The 21,998-nt window shown below is 61.1% G+C and carries 25 protein-coding genes and 1 pseudogene; 14 read left to right on the top strand and 12 right to left on the bottom strand.

Features of this window, described 5'->3' with window-relative positions:
* Window positions 1-159 precede the first annotated feature (159 nt).
* From P3G66_RS30885 to P3G66_RS30860, 6 genes are all read left to right on the top strand, one after another.
* Entirely contained in the window at window positions 160-363 is a 204-nt protein-coding gene (locus P3G66_RS30885; protein WP_276117767.1) for a hypothetical protein, read from the top strand.
* On the top strand, window positions 360-626 hold the full coding sequence (locus tag P3G66_RS30880; RefSeq protein WP_276117766.1) for a hypothetical protein: 267 nt from the start codon (window positions 360-362) through the stop codon (window positions 624-626). Before P3G66_RS30885 ends, P3G66_RS30880 begins: the two co-directional genes overlap by 4 nt.
* Window positions 623-922: a hypothetical protein gene (locus tag P3G66_RS30875; protein WP_276117765.1), complete on the top strand. Its 300-nt coding sequence runs from the start codon at window positions 623-625 to the stop codon at window positions 920-922. Before P3G66_RS30880 ends, P3G66_RS30875 begins: the two co-directional genes overlap by 4 nt.
* Window positions 923-1,041: 119 nt before the next feature.
* The gene (locus P3G66_RS30870; RefSeq protein WP_276117764.1) at window positions 1,042-1,551 is read left to right on the top strand and encodes a hypothetical protein; all 510 of its coding nucleotides are present in this window, start codon (window positions 1,042-1,044) and stop codon (window positions 1,549-1,551) included.
* A 119-nt stretch (window positions 1,552-1,670) separates the two neighbouring features.
* Complete coding sequence (locus P3G66_RS30865; RefSeq protein WP_276117763.1) at window positions 1,671-2,150, top strand: hypothetical protein; 480 nt, start codon at window positions 1,671-1,673, stop codon at window positions 2,148-2,150.
* A 41-nt stretch (window positions 2,151-2,191) separates the two neighbouring features.
* Window positions 2,192-2,758, top strand: a complete 567-nt coding sequence (locus P3G66_RS30860) for a hypothetical protein (RefSeq protein ID WP_276117762.1) — start codon at window positions 2,192-2,194, stop codon at window positions 2,756-2,758.
* Window positions 2,759-3,470: 712 nt separating this feature from the next.
* Here the strand turns inward: P3G66_RS30860 and P3G66_RS30855 are convergent.
* Complete coding sequence (locus tag P3G66_RS30855) at window positions 3,471-3,881, bottom strand: hypothetical protein (protein ID WP_276117761.1); 411 nt, start codon at window positions 3,879-3,881, stop codon at window positions 3,471-3,473.
* A 114-nt stretch (window positions 3,882-3,995) separates the two neighbouring features.
* On the opposite strand from P3G66_RS30855, the gene P3G66_RS30850 reads away from it, so the two are divergent.
* Complete coding sequence (locus tag P3G66_RS30850) at window positions 3,996-4,421, top strand: hypothetical protein (protein WP_276117760.1); 426 nt, start codon at window positions 3,996-3,998, stop codon at window positions 4,419-4,421.
* 180 nt (window positions 4,422-4,601) lie between these two features.
* Here the strand turns inward: P3G66_RS30850 and P3G66_RS30845 are convergent, their stop codons facing one another.
* From P3G66_RS30845 to P3G66_RS30805, 9 genes are all read right to left on the bottom strand, one after another.
* A complete protein-coding gene (locus P3G66_RS30845; protein ID WP_276117759.1) occupies window positions 4,602-5,189 on the bottom strand; it encodes a hypothetical protein in 588 nt (195 codons plus the stop codon).
* 535 nt (window positions 5,190-5,724) lie between these two features.
* Window positions 5,725-5,967: a hypothetical protein gene (locus P3G66_RS30840; RefSeq protein ID WP_141489144.1), complete on the bottom strand. Its 243-nt coding sequence runs from the start codon at window positions 5,965-5,967 to the stop codon at window positions 5,725-5,727.
* The gene (locus tag P3G66_RS30835; RefSeq protein ID WP_276117758.1) at window positions 5,948-7,591 is read right to left on the bottom strand and encodes an NAD(P)/FAD-dependent oxidoreductase; all 1,644 of its coding nucleotides are present in this window, start codon (window positions 7,589-7,591) and stop codon (window positions 5,948-5,950) included. Before P3G66_RS30835 ends, P3G66_RS30840 begins: the two co-directional genes overlap by 20 nt.
* 27 nt (window positions 7,592-7,618) lie before the next feature.
* The gene (locus P3G66_RS30830; protein WP_276117757.1) at window positions 7,619-8,248 is read right to left on the bottom strand and encodes a pyridoxal 5'-phosphate synthase; all 630 of its coding nucleotides are present in this window, start codon (window positions 8,246-8,248) and stop codon (window positions 7,619-7,621) included.
* Window positions 8,241-9,425 (bottom strand): PhzF family phenazine biosynthesis protein, encoded by a 1,185-nt coding sequence (locus P3G66_RS30825; RefSeq protein ID WP_276117756.1) that lies wholly within the window; start codon window positions 9,423-9,425, stop codon window positions 8,241-8,243. Before P3G66_RS30825 ends, P3G66_RS30830 begins: the two co-directional genes overlap by 8 nt.
* Window positions 9,422-11,287, bottom strand: coding sequence for an anthranilate synthase family protein (locus P3G66_RS30820; protein ID WP_276117755.1), 1,866 nt, complete (start codon window positions 11,285-11,287; stop codon window positions 9,422-9,424). The genes P3G66_RS30825 and P3G66_RS30820 overlap by 4 nt, the downstream gene beginning before the upstream one ends.
* Window positions 11,284-11,910: an isochorismatase family protein gene (locus tag P3G66_RS30815; RefSeq protein WP_276117754.1), complete on the bottom strand. Its 627-nt coding sequence runs from the start codon at window positions 11,908-11,910 to the stop codon at window positions 11,284-11,286. The genes P3G66_RS30820 and P3G66_RS30815 overlap by 4 nt, the downstream gene beginning before the upstream one ends.
* The gene (locus P3G66_RS30810; protein WP_276117753.1) at window positions 11,907-13,106 is read right to left on the bottom strand and encodes a 3-deoxy-7-phosphoheptulonate synthase; all 1,200 of its coding nucleotides are present in this window, start codon (window positions 13,104-13,106) and stop codon (window positions 11,907-11,909) included. Before P3G66_RS30810 ends, P3G66_RS30815 begins: the two co-directional genes overlap by 4 nt.
* 40 nt (window positions 13,107-13,146) lie before the next feature.
* Window positions 13,147-13,623 (bottom strand): PhzA/PhzB family protein, encoded by a 477-nt coding sequence (locus P3G66_RS30805; protein ID WP_276117752.1) that lies wholly within the window; start codon window positions 13,621-13,623, stop codon window positions 13,147-13,149.
* 357 nt (window positions 13,624-13,980) lie between these two features.
* Between P3G66_RS30805 and P3G66_RS30800 the strand changes: the two genes are divergently transcribed.
* Both P3G66_RS30800 and P3G66_RS30795 read left to right on the top strand, forming a co-directional pair.
* A complete protein-coding gene (locus P3G66_RS30800; RefSeq protein WP_276117751.1) occupies window positions 13,981-14,310 on the top strand; it encodes an antibiotic biosynthesis monooxygenase in 330 nt (109 codons plus the stop codon).
* 88 nt (window positions 14,311-14,398) lie between these two features.
* Window positions 14,399-15,619: an FAD-dependent monooxygenase gene (locus tag P3G66_RS30795; protein ID WP_276117750.1), complete on the top strand. Its 1,221-nt coding sequence runs from the start codon at window positions 14,399-14,401 to the stop codon at window positions 15,617-15,619.
* A gap of 123 nt (window positions 15,620-15,742) precedes the next feature.
* Here the strand turns inward: P3G66_RS30795 and P3G66_RS30790 are convergent, their stop codons facing one another.
* Window positions 15,743-17,353 carry a cytochrome bc complex cytochrome b subunit gene (locus tag P3G66_RS30790; RefSeq protein ID WP_276117768.1) on the bottom strand — a complete coding sequence of 537 codons (1,611 nt, stop codon included), beginning with the start codon at window positions 17,351-17,353 and terminating at the stop codon, window positions 15,743-15,745.
* Between the two features lie 232 nt (window positions 17,354-17,585).
* Here P3G66_RS30790 and P3G66_RS30785 point away from each other — a divergent pair, with 232 nt between their 5' ends.
* From P3G66_RS30785 to P3G66_RS30770, 4 genes are all read left to right on the top strand, one after another.
* Window positions 17,586-17,930 carry a YciI family protein gene (locus tag P3G66_RS30785; RefSeq protein ID WP_021334696.1) on the top strand — a complete coding sequence of 115 codons (345 nt, stop codon included), beginning with the start codon at window positions 17,586-17,588 and terminating at the stop codon, window positions 17,928-17,930.
* A gap of 45 nt (window positions 17,931-17,975) precedes the next feature.
* Window positions 17,976-19,238, top strand: a complete 1,263-nt coding sequence (locus P3G66_RS30780) for a sigma-70 family RNA polymerase sigma factor (RefSeq protein ID WP_276117748.1) — start codon at window positions 17,976-17,978, stop codon at window positions 19,236-19,238.
* Between the two features lie 35 nt (window positions 19,239-19,273).
* Entirely contained in the window at window positions 19,274-20,560 is a 1,287-nt protein-coding gene (locus P3G66_RS30775; protein WP_276117747.1) for a hypothetical protein, read from the top strand.
* A 116-nt stretch (window positions 20,561-20,676) separates the two neighbouring features.
* Window positions 20,677-21,222 (top strand): hypothetical protein, encoded by a 546-nt coding sequence (locus P3G66_RS30770; protein WP_276117746.1) that lies wholly within the window; start codon window positions 20,677-20,679, stop codon window positions 21,220-21,222.
* Between the two features lie 334 nt (window positions 21,223-21,556).
* Here the strand turns inward: P3G66_RS30770 and P3G66_RS30765 are convergent, their stop codons facing one another.
* Complete coding sequence (locus tag P3G66_RS30765; protein WP_276117745.1) at window positions 21,557-21,700, bottom strand: hypothetical protein; 144 nt, start codon at window positions 21,698-21,700, stop codon at window positions 21,557-21,559.
* A 99-nt stretch (window positions 21,701-21,799) separates the two neighbouring features.
* Between P3G66_RS30765 and P3G66_RS30760 the strand changes: the two are divergent.
* Window positions 21,800-21,998 (top strand): annotated as a pseudogene (locus P3G66_RS30760) (IS30 family transposase); the annotation flags it as partial.

Raw genomic sequence — 21,998 nt, 5'->3', positions numbered from 1 at the left:
GACACCACGATGTGGTGCCACATCAGCAAAGCCGAGCGCGCCCGATGGCGACCCCCGATCACCGAATTCACCGCCGCGGCCGTCGAAGAATGTCCCGGTACCAACGACTACCGCGCCACCCACCTGTTCTGACATGCCCGCACGAAACGGAGAAGAACCATGAAGCACCTGGCACTCGACGAAATCCAGATCACCTCTCAGGCCGAACCGGCACCCGCGAGCAGCAGCGAGGTTCTCGCATTCATTGCCCGCGAAGGACGCAAACTTCAGATCAATCATTTGATCTGTGCGGCCTACGCCACACGAAGGGTTGACGGTGTGGAAGATTCTCGCAGCACTCCGAAGGTTCGGCGGGCACGATGAGTTCTCCGACGACGTTCGACATTGTCGTTCACTACGCGATAGTCGCGTCGACCGGCGCGGCATTGATCGCGGGTGCAGTCAACGACTGGTCTGCGGTGGTCATGGCTCTTGTCCTCGTGCCGTTCGGAGTGATCGTGCTGCGGCCGAATGCACCCTCTGAGATTGTCTTCGGCGCCGCAGAGGCCGTAGAGAATCTCCGCGATGCGAACAGGTCAACACGCGCGAGCAAGAGAACTGAGGACCCAAGGGGGTCGGCGAAGTGATCACACCGTTCCGGGTCCTCATGCTGATCGACGTCGTTGTGGTCACCGTATGTGCATGGCTGTTCACGCAGCCTCGCTATGTACCCCGCGAACCAGCCCGCGAGTGCTACACCACCTTGTTGGGCAGCACCGGAGCACCGCAATGCCCCACCGCGGCGCACGACTTCATGATGACCTACTCCCCAGTGATAATGGCGATTCTGGGCGGGCTTGTCCTTCTGTCCACTCACATTCGGGTATTCAGCGATCACCGGAACCGCCCCGCCCGCGAGATCCCCCAGGAGGAATCAGCATGATGCTCATCACGATGCTGCCGCTGACCGGCTCCACGAAGGTGCTCGAAATCGGCTGGTAGATCGGGTTATTCCGGCACGCACGCATTAGTAATGTGACTAGACGAACTACAGGGGGAATGATGGCCAGCTACGAAAGCGACTTCGACGCAGCACTCAATCGCGGGCGCGTTTATGACAGTGCCGAGCAATTGCGTGCTACTCCAGAGGGAACGCCGATCACTGATTCACAAGGCCGGCACTGGATCCGCGGATTCAACGATCCGGCCGAACGACGGTGGCGACGTCGAAAGGCTCCGCGGCTGATCTGGGTGAGTATCGGCGGCGCTCACGACCGTCGCCCGTCTTCCGAGATCCCTCTCCCCGCCACACATGCGGCCACCGAGGACTTCTGGCCCACGACCCTCGTGGAGGGGTCGGGGACGCCCGTGTCGATCGGGGCGATCGCCGGAGGCTGTGTCGGTGGTAATCCCGGCCTCTCGCTGTGGAGTGGGGCAGAGGTACGCGCCCGTGACTTGTTGCCGGGTGCAGGGAAGTCGAACACGGATGGTGGCGGCGCGAACCGCATCGTCTCGGCATGGGGGATGTACGGCAGCGACATCGTGGGTGAGGAAGAGCGCCAACTCTTTTGACTACCCGACCCCGATCGCTGCTGTAGCGGTGCCAGAAATTGTGTAGTTGAACTGCAAAGATGACATGTCCCCAGCTCCCTCGTCGGGGCAGGGAAACGACTAGAGATGCGAGATTCTGCATGACAGATCAGACGAACCCGCAATGGGACGAGTGGGACAGCGAAGCCAGAGCCGAACTCGTCGAGAAGTACCGCGACTTCGGATACCCGATCTTGAGCGGAAGGGTCAACAGGTGCGCGACGCTCGACGTGCATCGAGATGGCGTACATGTCGGATACGTCGACGTAGACCCGTCGGGGATCGACTGGGTGATTCAAACGCGGAGGATTTTCCTCGAAAAGCCGTTCCGGTTCGACAAGGCGCTCCACGCGGAAGGTAAGTATCAGCCTCGATGGGGGCTGTTCCTGATGGAAAGGGTCTTCGACAAGTTCCCTGACAAGGAAATCCGGGAAAGCTCGATCGACAACGACCCGTTAGGTGACCCGTTCCTGGCGAGGGTCCGGGGCGAGTACGCGATGCCGTACCACCAGCCGAATTGCTTCCTCAACGACGAACGACGGTGCACATGCGGAGTGGGTCGACCACGAGCAGCGTTGTAAGAACATCGACAGCACACACAATCTTCAAGGGGGACAAGGACATGACAGAACCCGATCACCTGACGAACTGGACCGCGGCCGGATGGTTCGGTGGGATAGCGGTTCTCGTCCTTGCTGGTCTGCTCGGCGCGGCAGCGGTGTTTCTCGGCAGGGTGACCTACTGGTACAGCGCCAGGGACGTTGCGGTGAGTTGGTGGCGCCTGGCTGCGTCGCTTGTGCTCTGGGCGGTCTCGATCTGGGGGCTTGTCCACGCGCTCGGCGCGTTGGCCCGCCACAGTCGTAGTACCGAGTTCTTCGGCACGACAGGTCTGATCAGCGTCGCGGTGATCGCAGCGGCCTACATGGTTGCCGCGAATCTGGCGAACGGCGTGTGTGAGGACATCGCACGATTCAAGGAAGAACCGGGTTGGCTGCCCGCGACATGGATAGTTCCGGCGCTGTCGGTGTTCGTCGTGTTCGTGGTCACCCAGTTCGGGGAGATCACGGCCCGAGAACTCTGGGATGGGGTACTTCGCAACGCGATTGTGCTCGGCGCACTCCTTGTGTTGTTCCTTCTTGGTCTCGTCTGGCTCTACACACGTGCCAAGGAACGCAATTGGGTCGACTGATTCGCGAGTTGAGCTGCCAGATAGGATCTTCAACTCTTCCGCTTGCGCGGCAATCGAACTCGCGCGCCTGCGCTGTATGTCGGATTGTGTTCCCATCTCCCGGGCGCGCTTGCTTGCGCAGTCATGGTGCATCGTGAGACCGGCTGCGGCACCGTCGAGCGGAAACGTGCAGATCGGACATTTCGGTGCAGGGCCGAGTATCGGCTGAATGATCTGGTTCCGCGACCCTGCTGCACCCGTGTGGATCGGGGCTTCACAAGTTCGGCGTCCTTGCGTCGGGTCTGGTTTCTGCTGTTGTGTCAGGCCCGGCGTCCAGTCGGATTCACCGTTGGGGCCGAGCGTGTCTCGGTCGCGTCGGGGAACGACGTACACGTATCCGGACCGGTCAACGATAGGGACCAGGTCGCCGCTTGCGGCACCGGCGATTGCGCCGTCCAGTGTCATTCCGATCAGCGGCACGAGCTTTGTGTGCCACTTCCCGCAGTGTCGGCCACCAGTGTCCGGGCATCGAGAGAAGCCAGTGGCGTCACAGATTGTCATTTCGATCTCGCGGAGGGCGGTCGCGGTTGCGGTGCCAGCCGGGGGCATGCTCGATGACCAGTCGGTCTCGTTCACGCGCATCGAGGGCACTTTGTGAAGCCAGGCGGGTTGTCTGTCCGAATCCGACGTCCACAGCGGGACGATGCCGGCACGTGCAGTTTTCGTTGTCCGCTTACGTGCTGCGGCAAGGGTCAGGCTTGAATGTTGCACTTCGGCACCGACCAGTACGGGGCCTTTGACCAAGACGTCGACGCGAGTTCCCCCCGGTGGTCGTGTACTCGGGAACTGCCTCGAAGCCGGCGCTGTCAGCGGCTCGGCACCAGTAATCCTTCTGGCGCTTGTGCTCGTCGGTCTCGGGCGTCACTGCGTGTTTTGCGGTGCAGCCGGCGCCGGGAAAGTGCACTGCGAAGTACCGGTCGCCATGTTTGCGTAGGTACATTTCGCCGCCACCCGGTTCCATGCATTCGAGGACACCGTCGCCGCGGTCGATGGTGTTGTGCAGCTCGGCGATTCTCGTCATGTCGGCGGGGGTGAGGGCCGAGAGGTCCACGGGCGTGCCGTCGAGTCGTGCCTGGGTACTCATGGAGACCTCCAGTGGTTGCTGCTGTCGCTCTTCTCAAGTGTGCAGGACAGCGCCGACATTCCCGGGTGTCATTCGGAGTGTTCGGCTGTCGGTGGATCTCTCTAGCGTGAACGCATGAACTGGACTTATGCGTTGAACCCGGATCTGGCGGGGCCGTGGGACGAGGTGTACCCGACCGATCCCACCGTGGGTTACCTGTACGTGATGGCGTTCGATTCGGGCTGGACGAAAGTCGGCCTGACGACCGATTGGCCGAAGCGCCGGCACTCGCATATGTCGACCTTCCGCAGGCTGGGGTGCGAGTTGTCGCAGGATCCGTGGAAATCGTGTGTGGTACCGCGCGCCGAGCTGGGCGTGATCGAGAAGCGACTGCACGCGGAGGCATGGAGAACGTCAGACGGGAGCACCTTCAATCCGCGGGTCACCGGAGTCGGGCGCGATGCGTCCAAGCCCGCGGGAACCGAACTGTTCCGCGGGTGCTCGTTCGACTACTTGGTGGCCTTCGCTGATGTGTTGGCGGCGACGGACGCGCTCGTCTGAGCGACGAAAAGCAACTGGCAACCGTGCCGGCCGGACTTTTCGTCGCTGTGCTCGTCATGTCGAGGTAGGTCGGCATGACGCCAGCACCCGCGGTGGGGACGTGTCATCTATCGAGGTCAAAGGTGAAACTGTCGCGCGGGGCGGGGACAGGTGTAAACGCGAGAGAAGATCGCCGGGTCTCTATTTGCGGAAGCCGCGGTCGTCGTCGCGTCGGAGGCCCGTTTCGAAGGGGATGAACCAATCCTCGGGGTCGAGGTTAACTCCGTCCGGGATGGGTTCTGGCCAGAACAGTGTCAGCACGTCGTGGTCTTGGAACAGGTAGTCGAGCGGGTCGTCCCAGTAGTCGTCATTCTTGTGCGCGGGAAGATCGGTGAGTTCTTCTGCGAATCGGTCCGACAGCATCGCGATGCGGGCGCGGCCGATGATCAAATGCAGCGCCATTTCCTCACCGGTACAGCGAGGTTCGGGATCGACTGTCGCGGTCGCATCGGCGGAAAGATCGTCGAACGCGCGAGCCATGGTGCGTCGCCACGTCGCATCCTGAGTCCAGGTGCATGCCGGCAGTTCCGCCAGCACCCCGCGGCCGGACCCTGGTTGGACAGGGAGATCGCCGAGCAGGTGGGCGTCGGCGAACACCGCATCCGCAAGCTCTGTCGCTACCTTCGAAACAACGTAGGACTGGCGTGAGGTCAACGTCGGTGCATCCGGATCGAACGTGTCGTCCTCGTAGTAAAAATCGTCGTCGTCAGGATTCGGAACCAGGTGCATGCCACGCAGACTAGACGGAAGATCGTTGTTCGTCTCGGCCGCGCGGGCACGCTCTCGCGATTGCACTCGGAAAACCCGGGTACCGGTTAGTCGGCGTTGGACGGGCGCGGGTTCGAATGAAAAGATCATAGGGCGAAGCTGCCGACGCTCGTATCGGTCAGCGAGGCCGCAGAAGAACTGGGTGTGAGCCGCCAGAGCACCTGAAATCCATCAAAACCGCCAAGCTCCAACGCCGAAAGCGCGTAGCGATCGAAGAACGGCTCACACGAAAACCCAAATGTGAGCGCCGGGCACCACTGTGTGCGAACGCTATGCGATCCGATGACCTGCAACAGTTGTGGTTCTGCACGGAAGATGAGGCCCCAGAGTGGATACCTCGGCGGCGTGGTGGAACAGGAGAGAGGTAACGGCGGGCTTGTCGCGTCCCGACGCGTCGCTTGACCAGTCGGGCGGCCCGCAAAACGGCGCTACTCATCCGATGACGTCGATGCGGCATCGGATGAGTAGCGCGGGTGAGTGGATCGTCAGTCGGGTTCTACAGGTCTTCGTTTTCGTTGCAGAGCACGCGGAAGGCTCGGTGGTGGTCTTCGGGGAAGACCAGGACTTTGCGGGCAATTCCGGGGCCGGAGAGTTCGGGACCGGAGATGGTGCTTCGGATTCCGTGCTCTGAAAGTTGTTGTTGGACTAAGCCGACGGCGCTGTCGTTGTAGAGGGTGGCGGCTGCTACGAGAAGCCCGTAGTCGGTAGATGTGCGGCGGTCACTGCGGAATGGAGGCATGCTCTCGCTCCAGGGACGTGTGGTCATCGCGGTGAAAGGTGAAGTTCGGGTAGTCAGCATCGGCCTCGTCCGCGAGAACGCCTCGATAGTTGCCCAGGCCGGCGAAATAAAACAGTGCGCGGCTCGTTTTTCCTGGAATGTTGGCGCCGAATATCCAGGAATGAGCTTTCGGGAACAGTGAGGCGTTGGCGATGTCGTCGCAGAGTTGCGCCCATGCGCGTACGGCGGTTTCGCTGACTTCGACGACGGCGGAGTCGCGGGTTTCGGCTTGGCGGATCAGTTCGGTGATCCATTCGATCTGGGTTTCGATTCCCGGCGGCAGGTTCGTGAAGACGCTGTTGGGGCCGTAGACCATGAACATGTTGGGGAATTGATGTGTGGCGATACCCAGGTAGGCGGCGGTGGTCTCGTTCCACAGTTCACTGATCGGCGTTCCGTCGCGCCCGGTGAGATGCATTTTCTTGTATCCGCCGTCGACGGCGTCGAAGCCGGTGGCGAGTACGAGCAGATCGATCTCGTGTTCGGTCCCGTCGGCGGTGACTACTGCGTTCTCGTTCAGCCTGGTGATCGGGTTGTCTTTGATGCTGACCAGAGAGACGTTCGGCCGGTTGAAAGTTTCGTAGTATCCCTTGTTCGCGATGGGCCGAGTGGCGTAATACCCGGAAGGCATCAGCGTTTGGGCTGTGGCGGGGTCGTCGACGATCGCGGCGATCTTGTCCCGAACGAAATCCGCTGCGGCCAGGTTCGCTGCGGGATCGAAGATTATGTCGTTGAAGGTCCCGAACATGAAGTGGAAGGCATTACCTCGCTGCCAGCTTTCCTCGAACACACGGGTTCGTTCTGTTTCCGACACCGATGTCGCTGAGACCGTGCTTTCTTCGAAGCCGCAACCGACGATCGAATTGCGGACTTGGTCCCAGATGGCGTCGTAGTTGCTGCGGCACCGGTCGAGGTATTCCTGGTCGATCGGTCCGTTGCCGGAGGGGATGCTGTACTGCGCGGTGCGCTGAAAGACCGTCAAGTGCTGAGCGTTTTCCGCGGCGGTGCAGATGAACTGGGTGCCGGTGGAGCCGGTGCCGATGACGCCGACTTTGCGGCCGGCGACCTCGAGTCCGTCCGGCCAACGGCTGGTATGGACTACCTGTCCCGAGAACTGCTCGATACCAGGTATTTCCGGCGCGTTGGGTTCGGAAAGCACCCCCAGGGCGGTGATCAGGTACTTGCATAGGTAAACCTCGGAGGACTCGGTGCGCACTTCCCACCGTGCCAGGGAATCGTCCCATCGTGCCGAGGTGACGGTGGTCGCGAGCTGGATATCGCGGCGTAGGTCGTGGCGATCGACCACGGCATTGAGATACTCGAGAACTTCCGCTTGTTCTAGATAGCGGTTCGTCCAAGACCATTCCTGAAGCATCTCTTTGTCGAAGGAATACCGGTAGACGAACCCTTCACTGTCCGACTTCGCGCCGGGATACCGATTCCAATGCCACGTGCCGCCGACACCGTCGGCTTTGTCGAAGCATCGCACTGCGAGTCCGAGTTCGTTGCGAAGTTTGTGCAGGGCGTAGATGCCGGCGAATCCGGCGCCGATGACGATCGCGTCCAGTGACGTGTCGGGTTCCATGTCAATCCTTTGTGTAGGACAAGCGTTTCAGGGCTGAAGTCGATCGACGGTCCACCCACGTGGGCTGCGTTCGTAGAGCAATCGGCGGTGTAGGCGCGATTGGTCTGCTGCCCAGAACTCCACGCGATGCGGCTGGAGTTGGTAGACGGCGAAACGGTGAGGGCGGGCGAGATCGGTGCGTAGGCCGAGGCTGTCGCTGCGTGCGAGCAGCACTTTGGGATCGCCGAGATGCAGGCTCTGATGCGAGGCGGTCGACATCGGTTTGAGGGGTTCGGCGCGCTCGTCCCACACCTTGTCGGCGATCGCAGAGCTGAGTTTCAGTACGGGACCGGAGACGATCAGTTGACGGGCGAGTTCGCGCCAGTAGAACAGGCCACTGGCCCACGAGTTCGTCTGCAGTTCGCGCGCTTTCCTGCTTGTCGTATGCGTCGAGAAGGACAATCCGCTAGCGGAAATGTCGGTGACGGCGACCGTGCGTTGAGAACACCGGCCGGCGCTGTCCGTCGTGGCCAAGGACAGCGCGAGCGGCTCACGGACCCCGGCGATTTCAGCTTCCTCGATCCATACCTGAAACAGGTCCAGCGGCGTGGGTGGTGGATCGGAATATTCCAGGAACGGACGAGCGGTTCCGGTGATGGTTTCGTATTGGCTACTCATCGTCGGTGCCTCGATCGGACCCGAGGTACAAAGTTGCGTGAGCGATCGTGATCGCGTCGCCGCCGACCTGCACGGAGATGAGATCGTGGGTGCGAGCATCGAGACTCGCCCGGGCATGCATCACGGAATGTCGTCCGAGTTCGACACCCTGATGAATACGCAGGTCGTGGTCGTATTCGATCCGTCCGTGACGCGCGAGGTGGATGGCGATCGGACCGGCGGCTGACCCGGTAGCGGCATCTTCGACCACCCCGTACGCGGGAGAGAACATTCGGTTCCGCCAGACTCCGTCGAGGTCTTCGGCGATGCAGTTGATCGCCATGTTCTCGAACTCGGACAAGGCGCGGTGGTCGGGGCGTAAAGCAGAGAGCGCCTCGATGCTGTCGATGGTGACGATCGTGTGACGTGGGCCGTTGTCGTAGGTCTCGATCGGAAGTGCGCTTGCGTCGAGCCCCAAGGCTGCCAACAGTGATCTCTGCTCGGCGTCAGGCATCGGCGACCACGTCGGCAGCGGTTGGTCCATCGTGACGCGGAAGTAGTCGTCGACGGCCTCAGCGGTCATCGGAATCAGACCCACCGCAGTTTCGAACGCGAGTTCCTTCGCACCTGTCTGTGCGGCAACCGCGGCAGCTGTACCGAGGATGGGGTGCCCAGCGAAGGGGAGTTCGTTGACGGGAGTGAAGATGCGAATCCGCGCAGTCGATTCTGCCGAGTCAGCCGACAAGACGAAGGTGACCTCGGACAGATTCAACTCTGCGGCGATTCGCTGCATCATCTCGGCCGAGAGCGAGTCTGCGCCGAAGAATACTGCTACCGGATTACCGCTGAGGGGCGTACTGGCGAATGCGTCGACGACGCAGTATCGGAGGCTGCGCCGAGAACTCTCGGGTCGATGCCCGATGAGGGCATGCACCGAGAAGTCCTTGCGGTGCGCGCGTTCTCGTTCGAGGAGTTCGAGGGCCGGTCCAGCGGGGAGCACTCCCGCCGGGCGATCGTCATCCCAGAGCAGTATCGCGCCCCATTGTCCGGATCCTCGATCGTGGATCCAGTATTTGGCAGCCAGACCGGGTACCGAGCGCCACGCATCGACAGCTGCGGTGTCGGTCAGCTCGTTGAGGTGGGTCACTGACGGGTCATCGTCCGACTGAAGGTCCCACATGATGTATTCGAGTTTCACGTCGAGAGCAGCCTTTCGGACATGTGAGCGAGGATCCGGGGGCCGTTCACGGTCAGGATCGACTCGGGATGGAACTGAACGGACGCGAAGTGGGGCCCTTCGAGGGCGTGGATTGCTCCGGTGGCGGTGTCCGCGGAAACAGTGACCGGGCCGACGCCCGCGACATCGATTCGGCCGGGAGCATTGCGTGCTTCGAAGGTGTTGTAGAAGCCGACCTTCTCGCTCTGTCCGAAGAGGTCGACGCGTGCCTGTTTACCCTGGTTCGGCTCAGCTCTGCGGGTGAGGGGGAGACCGAGACGCGAGGCCAGGATCTGATGGCTCAAGCAAATCGCGAGGAACGGACGCTGCGTCGAGAGCAGGTCGTCGATCTGTGTTCGGAGGTGCACGATTTTCTCGTCATCGACGTCTGTGGGATCACCGGGCCCCGGCCCGACGATGACCAGATCGTGGTCACTGGTGGTGTACATGTCGTCGAATCGCCGCACAGTGACCGTCAAGCCGAGCGAACGCAGCTGATGGTCGAGCATCGCAGTGAACGTGTCTTCGGCGTCCACGACGAGCGCCTTACGTCCGTCCAGTACCGGGGAGCGGACGTCGTGGGGGTAGTTCGGCGACCAGAATCCCGCGATCTGGTCATTGCGATGCTCCAAGGCGGTGGTGATCATCGGGTGCCGATTCCAGCTGGCATGGGGCTTACTGTGCCCGAATGCCGCCAGAACTGATTGCGCCTTGGCGTGGGTCTCGTAGACTTCGGCCCCAGGATCGGAATGGCGAACCAACGTGGCCCCCACAGCAACTCGTACACGACCACAGTCAGGCTCGATCGCCGCTGTACGAATCAGGATCGCCGAATCGAGAGTCGGCGCCCCGCCACCGGATCGGGTGATCAATGCCGCCACACCCCTGTAATAACCGCGACCTGTCGTCTCGTAGCGTGCGATGACCTCGGTCGCGCTTTCCACCGGGCTTCCGGTCACGGTGGGCGCAAACATCGTTTCCCGCAATATCTCTCGTGGGTCGCGGCGCGTCTGCCCCTCAATGAAATACTCGGTATGAGCGACCCACGCCATCTCCTTGAGCGCTGGTCCGTGGACTCGAGTGGTGCCGGGATCACAGATACGACACATCATCTTCAGTTCTTCATCGACCACCATGTACAGCTCGTCGGTTTCCTTACGGTCGTCGAGGAACTGTTGAACTCCGTCCAGAGTCGGCCCGCCGGGCGGATAGCGGTAGGTTCCGCTGATCGGGTTCATCACGGCGGTGCCGTTGTCGAGGACAACATGCTGTTCAGGTGATGCGCCGACGAGTACCAGACCCTCTGTGTGTACGAGAAAGGTCCAGTAGGCGCCGCGTTCGTTGTCGAGGAGCTCCCCGAACGCGGATAAAGGGACTGTCGAGTTGTAGGGCGTGCACTCGGCGGAGAATTCGCGTTTGATCACGAAGTTCGCACCGCGCCCGTTGCCGATCTCCTCGGACACGATCGCTGCGACTTTCCGTTCGTAGTCGGCGTCGGAGCTGTCGAAGTGCCCATCGGTGAGGGCGAAGGAGCGGCGCGGGAGTTTGTCGAGCACGCTGGTCAGGGGGTAGTCCTGCTGTTCGTCGATGTAGATGGCGAGCAGCGGGGCACTGTCATCGTGAGCCGGATAGCCGCGTTCGCGTATCTGACGATAGGGAAGAAGGACGAATACATCAGCAGCCGTGGATATTTCCTCAATCAGCTCGTGCTGACGTAGCTGCCCGGACAGCGCTGTGACGGTGCGAGCACCGGTGGCAGGATCGGCGCGGCAGAGGAGGGCGTACACCGAGCGGTTGCCGGCCAGTATCTCGGTCAGGAGATCGGTCGAGAGCGGCGCATTCATCGCTCGGTCACCCACTTCGTGGCGACTACGCGTGCACAGCAGCGCGAGGTGTATTCGAGCGTGTGGCGGTGGTCTGCATCGGTGAAGTCGGCAACTGCGTCGCCGACAAGGAACACTTCGATGTCATGGGTGTACGCATCGAGGGCGGTGGCAAGAATGCCGACATGGGCATACACCCCGCACAGGACAAGTTGCGTGCGACCGTTCTCGCGCATGCGGGCGAGTAGGTCGGATCGGTGGAAGGCGCTGTATCGCCACTTGACGAAGGGCCACGCATCGTCACCGAGTTCGAGCTCGGGGACAAGTGCTCGGTCCGCATCCGTGGTCTGCATCCCCGGGCCCCAGAAATCCCGCAACAGTCCGCGATCTGTGACGTTCATCCGGCCCGGCTGCGCGGTATAAGCCGTCGCCGCCCCCACCCGCTGCGCCCAAGAATGCAGATCGCGAACATTGCCCACGATCTCCGAACGCATCGCGTCGGGGAACGGCGACAGAAAGTAGCGTTGCATGTCATGGATGAGCAAAGTCGCCTGTTGTGGACGGATATCCCAGTCCACCAACGCTTCCGGCATCTCTCCTGGGCTGGGAAGCAGGTACGGTTCGACAGTGAGATCACGACTCATGACGTCGTCTCCGATACGCGGTAATGCCGTGCGAGCATTTCGCCCCACGCCTCTACGACGGCAGCAGCCTGTTCCGGGTTCAGCCTCGGATCGCACAGCGAACTATTCGGCCGCGCGGAGGCGAGATCTGTACTCGACCAGACGCATTCGCTGACATCGGCCAGATGGGTCGTCTCCAGATGTAACCCGTGCACGCGGGTTCCGGTCTGATCGGCGACGCTGACGAAGCCCGTCATCTCGGCGATGACGTCGTCGACGACTCGGGTCTTGGTGCCATCGTCTGTGCTGAGGGTGTTGCCGTGCATCGGATCGCAGATCCACAGCACACGGTGCCCAGCCGCACGGACCGCATTCATCAGCGCCGGCAGTCCAGTACGGATGTGGTGGGCCCCCATCCGTGTGATCAAGGCGAGCTTGCCGGGTTCGCGATAGGGGTCGAGCCGAGTACACAGCGCTACGAGATCGTCTTCGGTGGCGGTGGGGCCGACTTTGCAGGCCGAGGGGTTTGCGATGTGAGCGAGTGTGGCGACGTGGGGGCCGTCGACGTTGCGCGTGCGTTCGCCGATCCACGGCCAGTGCGTGGAGGTCAGATACGTGCGTTCATCGCTTCCCGGCCGCATCATGGGGTGTTCGTAATCGAGTAGCAACGCCTCGTGACTGGTCCATACCCGATCCTCCAAGGCACGCCCGCGGTTGAAGCCGGCAATGGTGGCGGCGACTTGCCTCGAAGTCAGGTACCCCATCAGGATCCGGAGCGGATCCGGCGTTCGGCTGACCTCGTCACTGTCGGGCAGGTTCACCATGTGGCCCCGATAGGTGACCACTTCGCGATCACCGATGGTCTCGGTGGCCTTGGAGCGAGGTTTGGCGAACTGTCCGGCGATGCGGCCGACCTGAACTACCGGGAGACCAGTAGGGGTGGCCACGGCACCGGCGCTGGCGGTGAGCTGATCAAGCTTGCGATGGACGTGGTCGGGTGTGCAGTGCGCGGGGTCTTCCGCGCAATCGCCCATCTGGAGAATGCTCGCGTGGCCGGCCTCGACGGCACGCAGTCGTCGCGCGAGTTGGTCGACTTCGATCGGACTCGCAATGACGGTGGTCGTCTCGAGCACGTTGCGTACGAGGTCGAGTTGGGGATGGTCATGCCACGGCGGCTGGTGAGAAATCACCGTCGACGTCAATGCTGAGGGGATCACGAATCACTCCGCTAGGTCGAATTGCTGGGGGCGGTCGTTGTCAGGTCGGAATTCCCTCGCGGATCACGTTCGGCACCGCAATGCCCAGGGCCCGGAACTGTTGGCAGGGATTCATGAATTCGCGCTGCTGGCTGATCTTTCCGTCCACGAAGCGGAAGAAATGAATGAAATGATTCTCGTAGCGACCTTCGGGATAGCCGGCAAACCGGATGATGCCGGCGCCGTCGCACTCGACCCAGAAGCGATCGGGATCCTGCGTATCGAAGATCTCGACGTTGAACCACGACCAATCCGGAAAGCGCTCGAGCGACCAGACAGCATGGTCGGCGAGCCGATCTCTACCCTTGATCATGATCGGCTCACCGGTCTCGGTCGTCCACAGTCCGCCCTCACCGTCCTGGGTGAACAGTTCGTGTCTTTTCAGTCGATCGGTGCCGCGGGTATTCATGTAGCGGTCGACCACGCTCCGATTCCGTGAGCGCGTCGCCTCTTGCTCGGGGCCGAAAAATTCGTACATCGCATGACCTCTCGGAATGTGCACATGCCTGACGCATGGAAAATTATTGAGTGGCAACGGTTTTGATTCGCCTTGCGCACGATCCGAACGGATGCGCCGCCGACTCGGTGGTAGCCGACGCCCTAACGATGACAGTATGGCCTCGAGATCCGCAACGATATGATGCCTCAGCGAAGATGTGCGCAAGCGTCGCATCAGTTCCATGCTCGCGAAAAGTGCGACGAATCAAAGGATTACGCGCCAAGGAATCTGATGCATCACCAATGATGCTCGCGAGGAAAGGTATTCGGCGAGAATAGCGGCGGGCGCCGCTGCTGAACCCTAGCCAACTACGCAACGGCGGATTACCGTAATGGCATGACTGAGACAGTGATTCGTGAAGGCGACAAGGTCGCAACATTCATCAACATTCTGGAGCTCAAGGACCCGTCGAAGCAGCAGGACTTGATCGACGTCCTCAACGAGGGCACCGAGAAGGTCATCAAACACCAGCCCGGCTTCATCTCGGTGAATCTCTTCGCCAGCCGGGACGGTTCTCGTGTCGTCAATCTTGCTCAGTGGAGCAGCCCTGACGACATCAAAGCCGTTGCCACCAACCCCGACGCACAGGTCTTCGCGAAGAAGGCCGCCGAGCTTGCCACCCCGGCACCAGGCCCCTATTCGGTCGCTTCGGTGACACAGGCCTGATCAGAGACTAACTCCACCACAGAGCCCAGGCGGAACCACCGGTTCCGCCTGGGCCTTCTCTTTGTCGGTACCCGAAAGGACTACAGCGATGGCCAGCAAAGACCTCACCACGGCACACCCCACGATCAGTATCGCCGGCGCCGGCATCGGCGGCTTGACTGCAGCTCTGGCCCTACACGAACAAGGCCACCAGACGGCACTGTTCGAATCCGCACCAGAGATCATCCCCCTCGGCGTAGGGATCAATGTCCAGCCCACAGCGATCGCCGAACTGTCCAGACTGGGACTGGCCGACCAGATTGCGAGCATCGGTGTGGCCACCCAAGCTCATCGATATGTCGACCATCGGGGTCAGACCTTGTGGACAGAACCCCGAGGAATCGCTGCCGGCCACGACTACCCGCAGTACTCCGTGCACCGCGGTCACCTACAGATGATGCTTCTGGACGCGGTCACCGAGCGCCTCGGACCCGATGCCGTGCACGCCGACGCCCGCCTGTCCGGAATCTCCGAGGCTGGCGAGACGGCGATACAGCTGACCGTCGTGAACTCTGCCAGCCAAACCCGCACACTCGACACCGACGTCCTTGTCGGAGCAGACGGGCTGCATTCGACCGTCCGGCGCTGGCTTCATCCTGACGAGGCGCCCGTCAGCGTTGCGGGTACCACGATGTGGCGAGGATTGGCCGACCTGCCTTATGCGTTTCTCGATGGCACGACAATGATCATCGCCAACGACGGCACAGGCACTCGCCTGGTGGCGTATCCGTGCAGTGAACAAGCGAACTCAAAAGCAAGGACCCTGCTCAATTGGGTCTGCTTGACTCCCGCAGACAGACGAAGTCCCAGCGAAGACGAGCGCACCGGACTCGTCAACGCGCTCGCCGAATGGGAATTCGACTGGTTCGACCTGACCGAATTGGCCGCCCGTTCCGGGGAGGTCACCGTATACCCAATGGTTGATCGGGACCCGTTGAGTCGCTGGGGTTCTGGCCGAGTCACGCTGCTCGGCGACGCTGCGCATCCGATGTATCCGATCGGGGCCAACGGCGCATCGCAGGCGATCATCGATGCCGGCGCACTGGCAGAGTGCTTCACCCGAGCGAGCGACCCGACCTCGGCACTGCGATCCTACGAAGCGATGCGAATCACCCCGACAACAAGCATCGTTCAGGCAAATCGGGCCATGAACGACTCCGAAAAGAAGACAGCAGCCCGTACCGGTGATTCCATCGCCGCCCCCGCCGGGCGACTTCGTCAAATCACCACCGACTATAGGGCTGTGGTGGACCGCTCCACCGCCAGATAGCCAGCAGAAAGGCTTCGAAGAAGGCCGTGGGAGACACGCCGAACCCGATAGTTACTCTGCCATCCGACAACTGCGGGGTGCCCCTGACATCAGGAGACACCCCGCAGTTTTGTTTCCAGGAAACTAGTCGGCCGACCCCGTGATCTGGCGCTGACTGAGAGTGGCAAGGAGCTCGTGCTCGGACTCTTCCTCCGCACGGCTCAGCGCTTGAACCTCGTCCACCGGATCCGGCCCCAAAAGCGAACCGGGATACGGTCTTCCCGCTGCGCCGAGCTTGTTCATCCGTTTGGGCACAGCCGCTCCCTGATACTCCAACGGCTCGCCGTCACGTCCGAGCGGCTGATGCGTTTCCAGATAAGCACCTGAGGGCAAGCGTTTGATGATGCCCGTCTCGATGCCGTGTTCGAGGACCGCGCGGTCGCTGCGTTGCAGGCCGATGCAGAACCGGTACGTCACGAAATACGCTATCGCCGGCAAGACGATCACACCGATGCGTCCCGCCCACGTCATCGCGTTGAGCGATATGTGAAATTTCAACGCGATCAGGTCGTTGACACAGGAAATCGTCAGAACCACATAGAAGGCAATCGCCATTGCCCCGATCGCCGTACGCACCGGAACGTCGCGAGGGCGCTGCAGAAGATTGTGATGGCTGTCCTCGCCGCTCAAACGCTTTTCGATCCACGGATACGCAATCATCAGAACGAAAACCGCACCCATTGCGAGCGCAACCCAGAATGCCGAGGGAATGGTGTACCGGTTGAACAGATAGATCTCCCAGGCCGGGATCAGGCGCGCTATACCGTCGGTCCACATCATGTAGAAGTCGGGCTGGGAGCCTGCAGAAACTTGCGCAGGGTTGTATGGCCCCAGAACCCAGATCGGATTGATCTGCAACAGGCCACCCATCACGGCGAGTATCCCGAAGACGAGGGCAAAAAAGGCGCCCGATTTTGCCGCGAACACCGGAAGGATTCGGACGCCGACGACATTGTTCTCGGTGCGTGCAGTCCCCGGGAATTGTGTGTGCTTCTGATACCAGACAATCGCGAGGTGCGCTGCGACAAGAGCAAGGATCAAACCCGGAAAGATGAGCACATGCATGACATAGAGCCGCGGGATCAGCAAAGTCCCCGGGAACTCGCCACCGAAGATGGCCCAATGCAGCCATGTTCCGACGATCGGTATGGCCATCGTGATTCCACCGAGTGGCGAGCGCAATCCGGTACCGGAGAGCAAATCATCCGGCAGGGAGTATCCGAAGAAGCCCTCGAACATCGCCAGAATCAGGAGCAAGGATCCGATCACCCAGTTGACTTCACGAGGTCGGCGAAACGCGCCGGTGAAGAAGCTTCGCGCCATATGCACGATCATCGACGCTCCGAACATCAGTGCGGCCCAGTGGTGAACCTGGCGGACGAACAATCCTCCGCGCACTTCGAAGGAAATATCGAGTGAGGTTTCGTATGCACGCGACATCACCACCCCGTTGAGAGGTTGGTATGCCCCCTGATAGATGACCTCGGCCTGTGAGGGGTCGAAGAACAACGTCAGGAACACGCCTGTGATGAGCAACACGACGAAGCTGTAGAGGGCGATCTCGCCGAGCAAGAACGACCAATGAGTGGGGAATACCTTGTTGATCTGACGGCGTAGTCCTGGCGCCAGGTGAAAGCGCGAATCGACCTCATCGGCCTGCCTGCTTGCGACCCTGCTGACGAGGGAACTCACAATCGCCTCCCGAAAAATTGGAGCGAGATGAAAGCGTCGACTCTCTGAAACGAGATATGCGTCGGCGCACTGGAATCCGAAATAGTCTTACACCTTGTAGTACTGCCCGAAACCGTGTCGTCGCATCACCAAATAGGTTCGCGAAAAGATTGGCCAGAGTGTCGATTTCGGCTTCCTGTCGTTCGACATATATAGAGTGAGTTAACTCAGCTGAATGCGAAATAGGGGAGCGGGCATGCCGGAATATCTACTGTTGGTTCACGAAGACGAAGAACAGATCGAGCGATGTGAACGAGAAGATCCCGGAGCCCTCGAAGCGCGCTATCAGGCGTTCCTCGCCGATCACGCCGATGTAGTGACCCAATCGCGCAGGCTGCACAGTTCCTCGTCCGCCACCAGCCTCCGCCGCGGCGACGGGGACGGTGTCACCATCATCGACGGGGTGTTCGCCGAAGCGAAGGAGGTGATAGGCGGATTCTTCGTCATCGAAGCGGACGACCTCGATGCCGCCCTGGTCATCGCCCGCGAACTGCCAGCCCCTTTCGGGGGAATCGAAGTACGTCCGATCCGCGGAATCTGACCGCGCGTGCAACAGATGGATCACGGCAACAGGGGGACCGAGCTGATGCACCAAGTTGGCGTTCACGCCGCAATCGCGGATGCACACCGAACGGGATGGGCATACGTTCTCGCCGCCGCGGCTCGAACGACCCTCGATCTCGATCTCGCCGAAGAATGCGCGCAGGAGGCCTACGCCTCGGCCCTGACCAACTGGGCCGAACATGGCGTACCCGACAGTCCCATCGCGTGGTTGACCACTGTGGCGCGAAGAAGGGCCATCGACTTCATCCGGCGCCGTGACTTGCTCGACACCAAGCTTCCCCTGCTCATCGTCGGCGACGCATACAACCTCGACGACCAAGACATCCCCGACGACAGACTCAGGCTGATCTTCACCTGCTGTCACCCAGCACTACCCGTCTCTACCCGGGTGGCCCTGACCTTGCGGCTGGTCTGCGGGCTTTCCACCCCGGACGTTGCACGAGCCTTCCTCGTATCGGAATCGACGATGGCAGCACGCATCACCCGCGGCAAGAAGAAGATCGCGACCGCCGGAATCCCCTACCGCGAGCCAGCCGCCGAGGAACTAGCCAGCCGGGTGGACGCGGTTGTCGATGTGATCCACCTCGTCTTCACCACGGGCCACACCGCCCCCTCCGGATCGGAACTGCAACGACGCGATCTCGCTGAACGCGGGCTGCACCTGGCACGACTACTGGACGAGCTGCTACCACACCAATCCGAGCCGACGGGGCTGCTCGCACTGGTTCTGCTGACCGATGCCCGCCGCGAAGCTCGATCCGACAGCGACGGCCAACTGTTGCGACTGAGTGAACAAGATCGCCAACTCTGGGACCACACAGCGATTCACGAGGGGCTCACTCTGGCGCGTCACGCGATGAAACAGCGTCCTCCGAGCCGCTACGCACTGATGGCAGCCATTGCCGCAGTGCACGCCCAAGCCGGTAGATGGGACGAAACCGACTGGATCCGGATCGTGGACCTCTACAACCAGATGGTGACCATCTGGCCCTCACCAGTCGTAGCGCTCAACCGTGCCATTGCCATCGGTGAAGCCTTCGGTCCCAAAGCAGGCCTCGCGGCGTTGGATCCTCTCGGTACCGACCACCAACTTTCCGGCTACCACTACCTGCCCGCAGCCCGAGCCGACATGCACCGCAGACTCGGCAACATCAAAGAAGCTCTCTGCGCCCTCGACGAAGCCCTGATCTTGGTCGAAAACGATGTCGAGCGACGCTTCCTCGAACAGCAAAGAAAAATTCTTTCGGAAACTGTCGATTCGGGACGTTCGGTATCCGACAACTAGATAGGAGGACAGATCCAACACAGGAGGGGACCTGAATGTCGGTAACGAACAAGCGCTTACAGCCTGCACGCGGACACAACCACCAGCGCATCGTCGAAGACATCGCCCTTGCCTACGCCAGCGCGGACAAGCGAACCAAAGGTGTGCTTCTCGACGAACTGTGCGCCCGCACCGGATGGCACCGAAGCCACGCTCGCCGCGTCCTGAAATGGACCACCACCCCCAGAGCCGTCGACCCGCAACCTCGATCACGGCTCAAGTACAGCCCAGAGACTGTGGAATTACTTACCTGGTGCTGGAAACTTCTCGACATGCCGACCGGAAAGCGGCTCGTCCCAGCGCTTCCCACGCTCGTCGACGCACTCATCCGCCACGGCCACCTCGCCTCGGGGACAGCAACTACAGAACAGTTGTTGAGCATGTCGTCGGCGACTGTGGACAGAACCCTCGCCGCAGAGCGTGCACGCAGCACCCACCCGCACCTGTGCCCGTCACATACGCTCGTAGCCGCTGACGCCCCGATCCGCCGTCTCGTCTCTCAGCCCTCAGCAGCACCAGGACACATCGAAGCCACGATCCACCACCACGGAGACAGATCCCCGATCGTCACCCTCACCAGCACGGCTACCGCCACACGATGGACGACGTACCGTTCCTTCGGCTACCGCAAAGCCGATGCACTGGGCGCGGCACTGACCTCGATCGGACACGACCTTCCCTTCGCAATCGAAGCGTTGACAGCGACAACATCCGATGAACAACTCGCCGCACGGATAGAGCACTGGTGCGTAGAACAGAACGTCGACTTCTACTTGCGCTTGGGTACAGCCCACACCCCGAAAACCGGTCAAGTCCAAGATATTCCTGCACCCACCGAACACTGCACCAGCGATGCGGCCATCGACCTCCTCAACGAGATCTGGCGTGCGCGTGCAGGATTGATCAACAACTTCTACTGCCGACAATTCGATGCTCGCGGAACCGTCACCACGGCCACACCGTGGCAGATGGTCCACGCCCACCCACTCATCGCCGACGAAGACAAAGCAATCTTCCGCGATGAACACAACAGCGCTGATCCGGTCCAACTGAACAGTTGCCTGACCGCTCTGACCGCGCGCTATGTCAAAATGCACCAAGCCGAGGAGATGTGCTCGCCGCTCAAAGCAACGGACAGATCTTCGCGCCTCCAACGACCCGCTGGCGCGGACGCAGGAGCGCAACTGACCCAGCTGCGGCCGAACTCCGCACTGACACCTACGGCGCTGACTAGCCGAAGTCGCTGGAGTTGCTTCTCAGGCCAAGACGGTCACATCGCTTGAAAGCCTGCCACTGATCGACGGCGGGAAGTCCTCAGCAGTGGCAACTCGAAGCAATGAAATATGTTCCAACACAGCATTACTCAACGTACGACACCGACAATGGAGTGGCATCTCTCATGCAAGAAGTGGCAGTCAATCACTATGCGGACTGGTCGCACTGGAACTGGCTGGGATGGACCGCCCTACTGGCTTTAACCGGCGTGCTGTTCGTCGGAGTCGTCGCCGCGATCTTCGTTGCGATCGACATCGATCGCACACCGTACCGAGACAACGAGTTGGGCTGCTACCTCAGCGCGGCCCTCTTCTCCGCCGCCGCATTCCTCGGATTCACCGGTACCCTGACATATTTCGTGCGCCACCTACCTGGAGCAGGTGGGTCCCTACTCGTCTGCTTGGCAGCGAGTGGCGCTGTCGTCCTCGGGCAGTACCTCGTTCATCGTTCATTCGCGGAACTCGTCACTGGTGAAACTCCGAGCGAATGGATCTGGAGAGGTTCCTCGATTGCAGCCATCGCAAGCGGTGTAACGGCATTCGGATACGACGGACTCAACCGGATCGCCTCATGGATCCCCTCATCTGTTTCATTTGTTGTCGCTCTCATAGTGGCAGGGCTACTCACAGTGTTTGCCCACGCGATAGGAGAGCGCTCCACTGCGGAATAAAGTGCACGCAACAATTCGGTGGCTAGAACTGGCGTTCCCGACCTGTGGGTGCAGCAGCGGAAGTCGCAGCCCTCAATTCCAAGGACCTTCTAAAAGATAATGGGCAACCGGGGAAGTACGCCGACGGGAAACTGGGGATCTGCGGAGTTGGCGAGGACACAGCAGGAGCAGGGTCCTGTTTCGATCCCTGATCGTCGTGTCTTCGATAGTTTCCATCGGTGTACGCGATCATAGGGTTCGAATGGCAACCACCATCATTTAGGGCGACTCGCGCAGCCGAGCCATCGCCAGAGAGCGAGGCAGGTAATGGCAGCGATTTCCCCCCCGGATCCGGCTACGGGACGACAACCCCAGCAGTCTGGATTTTCTCGGCTTCGACGCGGTGGTCGGCCCGATCGTCGCGGCAGTACGTGAGCATCACATCCACCCGCTGACGCTGTCCGTGCAGAGCCCGGGTGGCTTCTAGTGGTCGTCGCAACACCTCAGTGTGGGAGTTGCGACGACCGTGGCCTGTGCATCTGAAGAAATCGAAATCCTGAAGGAAGCTTTCCTCGCGGCTTTGAGGGAGTCGGGAACAGTGACCGAGGCAGCCCGAATTGTCGGAGCGAACCGGAATTCCGCATATGCGTGGGCCAAGAAAGCAGGAGTGCCTACCACCGGACGCAGAGGAGCCAAGCCACATCCAGGACGTGACCAGTATTCACAGTTGCGCGCTGCGGGCGTCTCCCGCCGGCATGCAGCCGAGCAAGCCGGAGTGCACATACGCACAGCTCAGG

The organism is Rhodococcus sp. C3V, assembly GCF_029269915.1.
Lineage (GTDB): Bacteria > Actinomycetota > Actinomycetes > Mycobacteriales > Mycobacteriaceae > Rhodococcus_F > Rhodococcus_F qingshengii.
Note: the sequence above shows the minus strand (reverse complement) of the source record. Positions and strands in the feature narration are given on the sequence as shown.